The sequence below is a fragment of the Thalassobacterium sedimentorum genome (assembly GCF_031127905.1).
Classification (GTDB): domain Bacteria; phylum Verrucomicrobiota; class Verrucomicrobiia; order Opitutales; family Coraliomargaritaceae; genus Thalassobacterium; species Thalassobacterium sedimentorum.
The window spans coordinates 59570-71161 of record NZ_JARXIC010000015.1; the positions used below are offsets into that span (position 1 = coordinate 59570).

Annotated in this window: 10 protein-coding genes; 6 read left to right on the forward strand and 4 right to left on the reverse strand. The window is 46.9% G+C overall.

Translation table 11 applies throughout. The annotated features are described in order from the left end of the window. Nucleotides 1-518: 518 nt before the first annotated feature. The gene (locus QEH59_RS10565; RefSeq protein WP_308985339.1) at nt 519-3569 is read left to right on the forward strand and encodes a thiamine pyrophosphate-dependent enzyme; all 3051 of its coding nucleotides are present in this window, start codon (nt 519-521) and stop codon (nt 3567-3569) included. Between the two features lie 58 nt (nt 3570-3627). Here QEH59_RS10565 and QEH59_RS10570 read toward each other — a convergent pair whose 3' ends face one another. Then, the gene (locus tag QEH59_RS10570) at nt 3628-4086 is read right to left on the reverse strand and encodes a BLUF domain-containing protein (RefSeq protein ID WP_308985340.1); all 459 of its coding nucleotides are present in this window, start codon (nt 4084-4086) and stop codon (nt 3628-3630) included. Between the two features lie 103 nt (nt 4087-4189). On the opposite strand from QEH59_RS10570, the gene QEH59_RS10575 reads away from it, so the two are divergent. From QEH59_RS10575 to QEH59_RS10585, 3 genes are all read left to right on the forward strand, one after another. After that, the gene (locus QEH59_RS10575) at nt 4190-5038 is read left to right on the forward strand and encodes a heavy metal translocating P-type ATPase metal-binding domain-containing protein (protein ID WP_308985341.1); all 849 of its coding nucleotides are present in this window, start codon (nt 4190-4192) and stop codon (nt 5036-5038) included. Between the two features lie 124 nt (nt 5039-5162). After that, a complete protein-coding gene (locus QEH59_RS10580; RefSeq protein WP_308985342.1) occupies nt 5163-5780 on the forward strand; it encodes a hypothetical protein in 618 nt (205 codons plus the stop codon). Between the two features lie 22 nt (nt 5781-5802). Then, complete coding sequence (locus tag QEH59_RS10585; protein ID WP_308985343.1) at nt 5803-7284, forward strand: CRTAC1 family protein; 1482 nt, start codon at nt 5803-5805, stop codon at nt 7282-7284. Between the two features lie 122 nt (nt 7285-7406). Here QEH59_RS10585 and QEH59_RS10590 read toward each other — a convergent pair whose 3' ends face one another. Then, complete coding sequence (locus QEH59_RS10590) at nt 7407-8864, reverse strand: hypothetical protein (RefSeq protein WP_308985344.1); 1458 nt, start codon at nt 8862-8864, stop codon at nt 7407-7409. A 59-nt stretch (nt 8865-8923) separates the two neighbouring features. Further along, entirely contained in the window at nt 8924-9352 is a 429-nt protein-coding gene (locus QEH59_RS10595; RefSeq protein WP_308985345.1) for a GFA family protein, read from the reverse strand. A 424-nt stretch (nt 9353-9776) separates the two neighbouring features. Between QEH59_RS10595 and QEH59_RS10600 the strand changes: the two genes are divergently transcribed. Next, nucleotides 9777-9938 (forward strand): YqaE/Pmp3 family membrane protein, encoded by a 162-nt coding sequence (locus tag QEH59_RS10600; RefSeq protein WP_308985346.1) that lies wholly within the window; start codon nt 9777-9779, stop codon nt 9936-9938. A 315-nt stretch (nt 9939-10253) separates the two neighbouring features. On the opposite strand, the gene QEH59_RS10605 is transcribed toward QEH59_RS10600, so the two are convergent. After that, the gene (locus tag QEH59_RS10605) at nt 10254-10730 is read right to left on the reverse strand and encodes a hypothetical protein (RefSeq protein ID WP_308985347.1); all 477 of its coding nucleotides are present in this window, start codon (nt 10728-10730) and stop codon (nt 10254-10256) included. 406 nt (nt 10731-11136) lie between these two features. On the opposite strand from QEH59_RS10605, the gene QEH59_RS10610 reads away from it, so the two are divergent. Next, nucleotides 11137-11550, forward strand: a complete 414-nt coding sequence (locus QEH59_RS10610) for a hypothetical protein (protein WP_308985348.1) — start codon at nt 11137-11139, stop codon at nt 11548-11550. Nucleotides 11551-11592: the final 42 nt, after the last annotated feature.

An 11592-nucleotide genomic window follows, 5' to 3' on the forward strand; every position in this document is an offset into this window, starting at 1 on the left:
TATAGAGCTTACGCTATGTTTGGTGCCATCGGCAACTTCTTATACTGTGGCATTTGCCCTATGAGGCTTGGCGTTAATTGGGTTGGGTGCAGTATGTTCGTTTTGCATTTCATGAGGTGGGGAGGTGGGCTGAGCAAGCTGGATTGATCGAGTTGTTTATTGCCTGTCGACTTTAGGTTACCTGTTTGTGCTTAATCTGACTTTGACGTGAAAGCTGGCAGTGAGTTGTCCTATTTTAAGAATTCCTAACTTGTATTATAAGTCTTTATTATTAGATTATCTAAACTCAATAAAAAGTTTGATTAGTCTGACTAATTTTGAAGACTGTCCTCAACTTTGGTTAGTATAGAGGGTAGTAGTTGGCTCGAGCGTTTGGTAGGCGCTCGGGCCATTTGCATTTTAGGGCAGGGAAGAGTAGTTTGATTCATACTTGCTAGGCGACAGGGAGCTGCCTTTAGTAGTCCTTTAATTGTCACGCATTGATCGTTCCCACAACGGGATAATCACCTATACATTACATGCCGAAATCAGCATCTAAAGCGACCTCACAACTCGAATCTGCCACCCGCCTCGCTCTCTTGCGTTCGCTGTGGCGCAGTCGTCTTGGCGATTTACGGGAGCAGAGCCTGATTCGACAGGGGAAGGGATGGTTTCACATTTCTGGGATGGGGCATGAGGCATTGGCTGCGGTGGCTTTGTCACTGGAACCGGAGGATTATGCATTCCCGTATTATCGTGACCGTGCTTTTTGTTTACAGCGCGGGCTCACAGATCGCGACATGGCATTGGCGTTTTATGCTAAGCGGGACTCTTCGAGTGGTGGGCGTCAGTTAACTGGGCATTTCAGTGATCGGGCGCTCAATATATGGAGTCACCCCTCGCCAGTTGCTGTGCATCTATTACCAGCTTGTGGCGCTGCCTGGGGGATGCAATTGGATGGTAAGAATAGCGTAGTGTATGCCTCTTTGGGGGAGGCATCTGCACGGCAGGGGGATTTTTTTGAAGCTGTCTGTTTCGCGAAAGAACGTAAGCTCCCAATGGTCTTCGTGGTTGAGGATAATCGGATTGCCATTAGTACGTCGACGGCTGAGACCAACCCAATTGCGCTTGGAGTGTTAAATCAGGATGAATGGCGTCGCGTCGATGGAAGTGATGTCGAAGCGGTGGCTGCTGTGGGAAATGCGGCGGTCGCGCATGCACGTGCTGGCAAGGGCCCTGCATTTATTTGGTGTGATGTGGAGCGTTTTTCCAATCATTCCAGCGCGGATGATCAGCGAATGTATCGAGGCGTTGATGAACTTGATGCTATGCATCAACGCGATCCAATAGCAGTCTTCCAACAGCGTATGATTGAGGATGGCCTGTTGACGGAGACAGAGGCAGTGCGGCTTGAAGAGGAGCTGCGTGAGGAGATCCGTGCCGCATATCGCGGAGCTGGCGCTGCTCAAGATCCCTTGGCGGCCGAGTGTGGTGTGCATTTGACGGGTGAATTAAGCACGCCGGACACAATGCCAGAGCTGCAATTGGGTGAGTCTTGTCGAATACTGGACGCCGTAAATCAGACCTTCCATGCTGCAATGGACACGATGCCTGATGTGGTATTTTTTGGTGAAGATATCGCGGACCCTAAGGGAGGCGTCTTTAATTTGACCAAGGGGCTTTCGCAGAAGGATCCCTTGCGTGCTGTGAATTCTCCTTTGGCGGAATCCACTATTATGGGAGTTTCGGTGGGGCTCGCTTCTTATGGTAAACGGCCATGTTTCGAGATTCAATTTGTCGATTTTATTTATCCAGGTTGGAATCAATTGGTGTCCAATATGGCGACTTTACGCTGGCGTAGTTATGGGCATTGGAAATGTCCATTGGTCATTTACGCGCCGTGCGGTGGTTATTTACCGGGTGGTGCATTGTGGCACAGTCAATCGGGGGAGGGATCCTTTGCGCGCGTGCCAGGGATACGAGTGGTGGTACCTTCGACGCCGGCAGATGCGGCTGGCCTTTTTTGGACGGCTCTGCAGGGCGAAGATCCGACAATTATTTTATTACCCAAACACCTCATGTGGGCTGCGCAAGCGACAAAGAGAGTCAAACCAGTCCCTTTGGGGAAGGCACGTATTGTTCGTGAAGGCTTACTGGTGACCTTGGTGACATGGGGGAATTGTGTCGAGTTGGTAGAAGACACACTGGCTGGAATGGATACTGAGGTGGATATTGAGTTGATTGACCTTCGATCGATACAGCCATGGGATCGTGAAGGGCTTGCAGATTCCATACAAAAGACTGGACGTTTGTTGGTAGTTCAGGAAGATAATATTAGTGCTAGTGTGGGGCAAATGATCGTGGCTGAAATGTGCGCGCGCAGCGATGTCATGCAGAGTCTTAAAAGTCCTCCGGTTATTGTTTCCAAGGCTGATGTTCATGTTGGCTTTAATCCTATTTACGAGTACGCGGCATTGCCCGATCAGCAGCGTATTACTCTTGCTTTGGAGCGTTTGCTCGCGTCCACTCTACAATCTTCCCTAGACGATAGCGCACAGGCATCACATGCTCGCGCTGAAGACTCCTCCGCACCTGCTATGATTGCTTCAGAAGAATCGAGCTCATCTCGCTCCAGTAAAATGATTACCGTGCCAATTCTAGGCGAAGGTATTCGTGTGGCTCGCGTTGTATCAATCCTGAAGAAAAGTGGAGCCGCTGTGAAGGCAGACGATCCACTGTGTGAGGTGGAGACTGATAAGGCTGTTTTTCCGATCGAATGTGATGAGGATGGAGTGCTCGGTGAATGGTTGATCCGTGAAGACGATGAAGTGCAGGTCGGTCAGGAATTGATCGCTTTGAGTATGGCTGGCGAGACTCACATTGAGCCCACGTCAGTTTCTGAACCGGTGGCATCAGCAGCTCCAATACCCTATGAGGCGCTAAAGCGGACTGGAGGGCTGTCACAGGAGGCGGTTAAGCAGTTGCAAGGTATTGTGCCGGCAACTATTGATGTGACGTGTCGTTGGGAGACTGTCAGGGATGCACGGCTACGTAGTAAGCAAACGCCTGGTGGCACGCTTTCCACGGCAACGATGGCAGCTTGGGCAGTAATCCAAGCGATGAAGAAGCATGAGCGCTTTGCATCGGTTGTGCGTAGAAATGATCTTGTATATGATCCAGATCGATTTGATCTGGGTGTGGCAGTCGCACTGCCAGGCGATGCCTTGGAAACGGCAGTAGTTAAGAATGCGAATTCTTTGGATTGGGATGCTTTTCCAGAAGTATTCAATAAAGCACTACGTCGCACACGGCATGGTGAGGTGGAGTCTAAGAATCGCGTGCCTTTGACAATCTCAAGCATGGGGGCCTATAATGTGCGTTCGGCAATTCCAATTGTAGTGCCGCCGTCGATCGCGACTCTTTTTATCGGGGCTCCATATCTGTTGCCGGATCCTAAATCTAAAAGTGGCGCTACGATGGAAGTGGCCTCCTTAGTGTTGACCTTCGATCATCGCTGGATCAATGGTGTCGGTGCCGCGGCTTTCTTATCTGACGTGCGTAAGGGGATCGAGCGTTTTGATTTGGTTTAGGCTGCCAAGTCGTAGGTCTCTCTACTCGCTTTAGTTATTTATCGATTACTTGCGATGCTCACTTTTGTCCCGGGCGATAAATGTGGGTCGTGCGTGCGAAGGTTTCCAGGAAGACCGCAACTAATTTAGACATGCTTTTCATTTCTTGTTGTAGTAGTCTGCTCTCTTCTACGATTGGGCTGAAGTTGGGAGATATCTTTTTACGATTTTTTAGCTTAATACGTTTGAAGCCCATTCTATATTGAGGGAAGTCTCGCTGCTCGATTATAGTACTCGCGATTAGGGTGACGCCGCGGTGTCTTGTGTCTGCGCAAATTTTCTTATAAAGTTCTTTGGTGGCAACTTCGGGTCCTTCAATGATTTGAATGATATTGCCATCGGAGTGAAGTAAGAGTCCGGTGATGCCACGTTCGGCATTGCGCTTTTCTGATGCGTGTAATAGCTCCAATAAGGCATCTTCTGTCAGCTCTGGTTCAGCGGTGCTAATGTAGATGATTTGATGGAGGTGGCCGCTCATGAGGTTTTATTTTCTATAGATTATGCTAGTGCTTTAATTGAGCTCAGATGTCAATTCTTCTGGTATTGATCCGTCTCTTGTTTTCGATTTTAATTGGTGTTCTATGACTGAACGCTGTAAGCATTGTGCAACTCCATACACTGAGAGCTCTGGTGTGAATGGATTTTGTTGTGCAGGCTGTGAACAGGTATATGCGCTCATTCGCCAGCAAGGTCATGACGATTATTATCGCTTGCAGGATCGAGTGGCACAACCGCTGAAGGATCGGGCGCTTGAGGAGGTCGATTTGCAGGCGCTTGAGCGGGCTCAAGTTAAGGTAGAGGCTGGGGCTAGTACTGGACATGCTGTATTCAGAGTGGAAGGTATGTCATGTATGGGCTGTGTGTGGTTGGTCGAGCGACTCGTAAGGACACAGACGGGGCATCTGCATGCAGAGGCCACTTTGTCGGACCACTCGCTTTTTATTGAATGGCGTAGTGCTGATTTCAATTTGCCGGAATTGGGAGAGGCGTTGTTTAAGTTCGGTTATCGTCTGGATGCGAGCCCACGAAGTCCGGATATGCGGCCGAGGTTGTCACCTCTGGCGCTACGATGTATGCTAACACTTTTTTTTGCGTGTAATCTTCTGTTGTTGAGTGTTTACGAGCATTTTATGCCAGCTGCTGGAGAGGAGCCCGCTGCTTTGCTGAGCCTGCTAAGTTTGGTCTGCGTGTGCTTTACGCTATTGCTTGGAGCTGCGCCCTTTGTGGTTTCAGTCTATCGTGCGACACGGATTCGACGTTGGCATAGTGATTGGGTTGCAGTGGCGATATTGGTATCGGGAATCGGAGGCAGTGTGTATCAAGGGCTTTGTTGTGGCATGGGGGTGACTTTGGTCTGCTTGCTTATTTCAGGCTTAGTGTCGGTGCTGATTGTTGCCCGATGGTTGAGTGCTTTGGTCGCAAAGCGCTGATTGAACAGCACCATGCACGAGCGTATGAGTGGGGCGCTGTTGGTGGTCGGCTAATGTATATTGGATATTTTTCTACAGGCATCTTCCGAATTGCTACCATGCACATATTGGGCAAACTATAGACATGCTCGAAGGTATTACCGCAGGTTTTATATTCTCTCTGACCCTTTTCCCAGGTACCGTGTGGTTGGCGAAGGTTGGGGTGAATGGTTCTTATCGGCAGGTGATTGCAGTGGGACTGGCATTTTGGTTGTCTCATTTTGGCTGGTTATTTGTTGCGGTGCCGGGACTGATGATGATGTCGGCGCATTTGTCATTCGTCCGTTTTGGAATGCATTTATTTGCTGCTTTTGTGTTGGTATATATGGCGCTTAAATTTATTCGGTCGAAGCGCGTTGTGCGCATTGATGATGCTCAGACGTTATCTAAGCCGTGGGTGTTATTTCGAATTGCATTGAGTCAATCACTGGCGATGCCTATGCGTCTACCTGCCGCGATGGCGATTTTACTGGCGACGGGTGTTTTCGTACATTCGAGCCCCGATTGGACAACTGTGCAACGCGTGCTGCTGGGCGCACTGATTGGTGTTTCGTGGTGGTGGGGGCAATTTACTTTTTTAGCGCTGACGTTTGCCACGCGTGTGCCGTATCCGATTACGATTCAGTCGCTAAACCGAATGCGTCCTTTTTGCGCTGTCTTGTGCGCCTGCCTTGCAGTGATTGTCTTGTTTCTCGCGATTTAAAGTATTTTAGTTATCAGAAGAGATGAAAATTATATTAGAATTTATTGCTAATTATTTGTGCTCATTAGTGAATTTTAGACTGTATATTGCAGGGATACTTCTTGGTTTTCAGTTGTCCGCGCCTGCTGAAGAGAGTTGGTCGGTTCGGTTTGTTGAAAATTCCGAGGAGCTGGGGCTGGCGTTAAAAGATGGCAAGGCTTGTTGGGTGGATGTAGATGCGGACGGTTGGTTGGATCTGATTGCTGCTGGAACGTATTGGCGTAATCTTGAAGGTAAGAAGTTCAAACGGATACAAAATGGCCTGGGTGCTGTGGTTGCCGCAGACTATAATAATGATGGTTTTCCTGATTTATTCAGCTATTCTAAATTGAAGCTTTATCGTAACCAGCAAGGTAAGCGTTTTAAACAAATGCCACTGCCAGAGCTTCCTGAGCATAATTCTCGAGGGGCCTGCTGGGGAGATTTTAATAGAGATGGTTTTGTGGACTTGTATGTCGGAGGCTATGAGGTCTGGGAGCGTAACATTTCCTATCAAAACTTACTTTTTTTGAATCGTGAGGGTAAGGTGTTTGAGCTCATTCCGCAGGACGGTAATGCGCGCACTCGAGGGGTGACTGCATGTGACTTCGATCGTGAGAATGGACTGGATGTATATACTTCGAATTATCGATTACAACCTAATGGGTTAATGCTGAACGATGGTGTGGGGAATTTTCTCAATCGCGCCAAGAAATATAATACGCTTGCGGGAGCAACAGATTTTGCCGGCGGTCATACGATCGGATCTGCATGGGGTGATATCGATAACGATGGTTGGTTTGACATTTTGGTTGGGAATTTTGCTCACCGTGATAGTCGTGGGGATCAGCCTACATCTCGCTTTTTGCGCAACCCAGGCGCTGGTAAAGGCGCTTTTGAGGATATGGGGGAGTGTGGTATCTATTATCAGGAATCCTACGCATCACCAGCGTTGGGAGACTATGATAATGATGGAGATTTAGATCTATTATTAACGACTGTATATGGTGTCGCTTCGTTTAAGAAACCCAATTACCCTGTTCTATTTGAGCAAACAAGCGTATTTGAATTTGTTGATGTGACTCGAAGCGCTCATTTAAGTCAGTTGCCACCCTCTTATCAGGCCGCTTGGGGAGATTATAATAATGATGGATGCTTGGACTTGGTGGTCGCTGGAAAGTTATTCACAAATGAAGGTGGCGCTGGGAATTGGATTAAGGTTCAATTGGAAGGCGATGGTCATTACGTGAATCATTCTGCAATTGGAGCTCAAGTTCGACTGGAGCTAGGTGATCAAATACTGGTGCGACAAGTCGAAGCTGGGACGGGAGAAGGGAATCAGAACGCGTTAGTGCTTCATTTTGGTTTAGGGACTCATTCAGAGAGCACGGTTGACTTGCAGATCTTCTGGCCAGACGGAACTCAACAGGAATTATCAGGTGTGGCGTTGAATCAGGCGCACACGATTACCTACCGGAAGCGCTAGCTAATTGGATCGGCCTAATATCCCTGTTGTGAACGGAGCTATCTGTGATTGTGGGGGTATTCTGAGGAGTACAGGCAGTGATTGTTAGTCAATCTGCTTCTAGAGCACTCTGCGGCATAATATTAAAAATCCAGAGTGATTACTTTGCCGTTCCCGAGTGTGACACTGATATCTGTATCCATTTCAATGGTCATGCCTTCATAGCTTTCTCCGGCAACAGGTGTTATTGATCGAAGGTATTTATCGGGGCCTATTAAGTCCTTAATGTTTACGGATGTTTTCCCATTTTCTAAAAAATATTGATCTGCAGCAGCCGCGATTTGACGCAAGTTATTGGTCACTGCCTTCTCTTGAGAGGTTGTGCGCACCTTTTGAAATGCGGGGATCGCCATGGCGGCACCTATGCCGCTGGCTGCAAGGGTGGGCAAGGCCATGATCACTTGTTTACTCGAGTAGCCTGCGTATTGATCGGTTGCAATGTGTTCCCCAGCCATATAAGTGACTGTCATGCTTGGTTTGAGGAAGTCGCCGATGAGTAACTCGATCAGCGATTCTGCGGCTTTGCTATACTTTGCCAATTGTGGCATGGTCGCGAATTGTTCCAGCAGAGGTTTAAGATCTGCGCCAACACTGTAGTTAAATGCAATGGCTTTCGCTGGAAGCTGTGCTGCGAGTTGTTGGAAAGCCGGAGTGGATGCCAGGCGTTCACCAGGACTCTGCGGGGTCCAGTCTGGATGCGAGTATATAATTAGTTCCCCTCCCTGCTTGGGCGCTTCTGCGTAGAGGCTGAAGGCAGCATTTGCTCCTAGTAATAGGCCGAAGTTTGCCTTTAGCGTGGTATCGTTTTCACTAAAGGTGACTCCCTGTGTTTCGGCAAAATTTCGCAGCTTGGGGAGTAGGCTTCCCGCTCCTTCAATGCTGACCCAGAACTTAAATTCTTGTTGCAAGTTCTCGCGATAGCTTTGATGCCAGAAGGCATCCCATTTCCCGGAGAGGGTGTTGATTATTGCGTCGTAGCTGAGATCGGTTCCAGGGATGACCTGCATGAGTTGTTGCTTTACCAGACTTTCGCCCATGGGTCCCATGATTTGTTGCATGATCGACGTGGCTGTATCGCGAAGCGCTGTTAACTGGACGCTCGTGGTCATCGCACCAGTTGCGTCAGCCGGAGCCTTTTGGGCGGCGCTAAAAGTGAGTGGGCTAAGACTATATAGGGCGTAAATCCCGGTGGGGCTGCCGTTCATTAATGCCACAGATCGGTTCCGATGTTGGCCGTCTTTGAGGTCTTTGGAACTAAAGGCTACGGCGTTCAGTGAGCTAAAGCCTAGGTTATCCAGCAGCTGGGTGAAATCGACTGGAATGGGGGGCATCTCAGGCGTGTGAGTGATCACCTGTTGGTAGATGTCATTGAGTGCAGTGCCAATTTCCTGGCCATCGTCTTCAAAATTGACGTAGCCGAGGATGGAGCCATCGAGGTCGATGTGTGGAATGGCGTCTTGAAAGCTGGCAGCCGACGGAGAGTTTGGTATTAAGAGCGTGAGTATGGCTGCTGCGAGCGGTAGAGGCGATATACGTTTCATAGTTCGTGAATAACGCCATAGAAAGTGGGTGTTTGCAATCTTCAACTTGTGACGGCAAATTAGGGATTACTTTCTGTTGATGCTGGAGCAGGTAAATTCTCGATCATGGGGTATTTCTCCAGGTTCATATCCCAATTCGCTTTATTTGATATAAAGATATGTGCTGTAGGTTGGATGGATAAGTCAGAATCCAAACTTCCTGCGGGCACCATTAATTGTTTTCCGTCCATTTGAATATTGGGGAGTGCAGATCCACAAGCGGAGCAAAAGGATTTACTGTGTTGGGTATTCTCTAAGGTGAAATTTGAAACTGAATCTGCTCCTGAGAGCCACTTTAACTTAGCCGTTGACGAAAACAAGTTAGCGGCATGTGCCGATCCAGTATCTTTGCGACAACGGCTGCAGTGGCAGAGGTAGAAATTGTCAAAATCTCCGACTACTTCGAACGTGACTCGACCACATAGGCAGGAACCTTTTTGGATATTCATTGATGGAATTTTATAAATATACTCTACGATTATTAATTATCGGCCTTCATGCGCTTGAGTATTCGAGCTCGAGCAAACCAGATATTGCGACAGGTCAATCGTGGCGATGCTCAGACTTACTGTTGAGCAGAGGGCTTGATTGGATTATGCGTGTTAGTATTTTTTTGTCTAGGTCCATATTAAAGCTGAGACTTTCTATTCAGGCAATTTGCAGGCTCATGCCATGGATAAGCGTGCGAATTGCATGTCTACTTTTGCTGATTTAGACTCCAAGTTGCGAAAGTTTGTCGCTTGTAGTCTGTTAGTTCACTTGTAATCAGCTTGTTCATGCAGGTTCTACACAAATAATTGCGTTTAGGGAGTGATGTTTTCCTTCAATCAGCTATTTGGCACATATTGGTATGGAGTCTGCGTAAGTTGCCATATGGACATCATACGTATTATACTCTCTATTCTCCTGCCACCACTTGGAGTGTTTTTACAAGTTGGTATTGGGCTTCAGTTCTGGATTAATATCTTGCTGACATTGTTTGGCTATGTTCCAGGGATTATTCACGCACTGTATATTATTCTAACTCGAGATTAAGAGTTGTTAACTTGAGCAGGACATTACTGTGCGTGAAGTATGAACTAATTTTTAGTGTGCTTTGATTTTGAAGGTTGCTCCGAGGCAGTATTTACTTGTTCCGCGCTGGGCTCAGTGCGTGTCAGACCCTTACTTTCGTCGGTACGCTTTGCTTTTCGAGCTTTGGGGGCATTGGGTTTTATGACAAATAGCAGAATGAGAATGATTGCTAAGATCATGCCTATTGTGGCGAGAGTATATCCGTACATTGTTTTTGTCTCCTGTTTGTGTGTGTATTTAATTGTGCTGATTCGTTGTTTGTCTAGTCGAAGCGTGTCAATCTGTAGTGGTTGAGCTTTCGAGTGCTTCTGTGATTTGCCTGTTCATGATTTGAACCGCACCTTCAGCGTGTTCACATATCTCACTTACAATGCGAATCGTCTCTTCTGAGATTCCTTTCATTGCAGTTTGCGTGTTTTGTAGTTCGTCAACTAGTTGTTCCTCCCTCGTGACGGTTTCTTTTAAAATTTCCTTTACCATCTCATGGCTAATCATGTCTCCTGATTTTAGAAACTTTCTTGGATCGCTATTTTCCTCTATTTTGAAGTTATATTCGATATTGAATTGTTTGCATAATTGCTCGGTGTAAATGCCCCGTTGCTGAGCGAGGTTTTCGAATCGTGTCGAGAGGTAGGCAGATGTGGGACTCACCAGTTTGGCGACTTCCTCGAACTCGCTGACCGAGGCACTGATATGAGCGACTAGAGTATTTATTTTCTGTTTATATAGACTATTTTTTGTCATCGTGTTCATTCGTTTTGAGCTTATTTAATGTTGTCGATGTAAACGCTGGATTGCTGCTGTCGCTTTAAGAAGAAAGCGTGCCAAAATTATTTTGAATATTGTAACTTACTTATATTCAGTTGGATGATTTTTTGTTTCTTTGAATTTAAACCGCTTGTGATGCATTCTGCATACTGCTTTGTTACTTAGACTGTGCAGATTACATATTGGGTATGTTATCGTTGGATCCGACAGAGTCATTGTATCTGGTTTTAGGGGTAGCTATAATGCAATATGCCCTATTCAGGGCATTGTAGGCTGGCGAATTGCATCGTGGAGACTCGTGAAATATTTAATTATAAATATATCTATATGATGAGGCGTTAGTTGCGAATTTATCGATGAACATGGTATGGAAAATGGAAAGTGACGAGGCATGGATACACAAACTAATCAAGCGCCGGACAATACGAATCACCTAACACAACTGATGGCTGAAGGATCTTGCCAGGAACAGCATGAGGAGGCACGGATTTGTTCAGAAATTTTATGTAAATTGCGTTCCCTCTGTGAATGGGAAGTTAAGATAGATATGGATGTGCTGTTCTGTAAGAAGCGGTATCAGTTTGAGTCAATCGATGGAGCTAAAGAATTTGTTAGGTCCATGGGAGCTTTCCTTAGAACGAATACTGTGTTTGTTCTTGTTCATAAGTTGGTCGATTGTGCTTCAGTCATTGTGTCAATGCGTGCAAATCTATCAAGTGATGGTGCGTATATCCTGTGTGAAATTGCCGAGGAGAGTGAGCGCAAATATCAGATGATTACTAGTTTTACGCAAGATGCTGCATAAAAAAATGAGCTGAAGCGCACGCTGATGATCTATTCATTTTAA

Coding starts and splice junctions, on each gene's coding strand:
- QEH59_RS10565 (WP_308985339.1), top strand. CDS start 519: ATGCCGAAATCAGCATCTAAAGCGACCTCACAACTCGAATCTGCCACC.
- QEH59_RS10570 (WP_308985340.1), bottom strand. CDS start 4,086: ATGAGCGGCCACCTCCATCAAATCATCTACATTAGCACCGCTGAACCA.
- QEH59_RS10575 (WP_308985341.1), top strand. CDS start 4,190: ATGACTGAACGCTGTAAGCATTGTGCAACTCCATACACTGAGAGCTCT.
- QEH59_RS10580 (WP_308985342.1), top strand. CDS start 5,163: ATGCTCGAAGGTATTACCGCAGGTTTTATATTCTCTCTGACCCTTTTC.
- QEH59_RS10585 (WP_308985343.1), top strand. CDS start 5,803: ATGAAAATTATATTAGAATTTATTGCTAATTATTTGTGCTCATTAGTG.
- QEH59_RS10590 (WP_308985344.1), bottom strand. CDS start 8,864: ATGAAACGTATATCGCCTCTACCGCTCGCAGCAGCCATACTCACGCTC.
- QEH59_RS10595 (WP_308985345.1), bottom strand. CDS start 9,352: ATGAATATCCAAAAAGGTTCCTGCCTATGTGGTCGAGTCACGTTCGAA.
- QEH59_RS10600 (WP_308985346.1), top strand. CDS start 9,777: ATGGACATCATACGTATTATACTCTCTATTCTCCTGCCACCACTTGGA.
- QEH59_RS10605 (WP_308985347.1), bottom strand. CDS start 10,730: ATGAACACGATGACAAAAAATAGTCTATATAAACAGAAAATAAATACT.
- QEH59_RS10610 (WP_308985348.1), top strand. CDS start 11,137: ATGGATACACAAACTAATCAAGCGCCGGACAATACGAATCACCTAACA.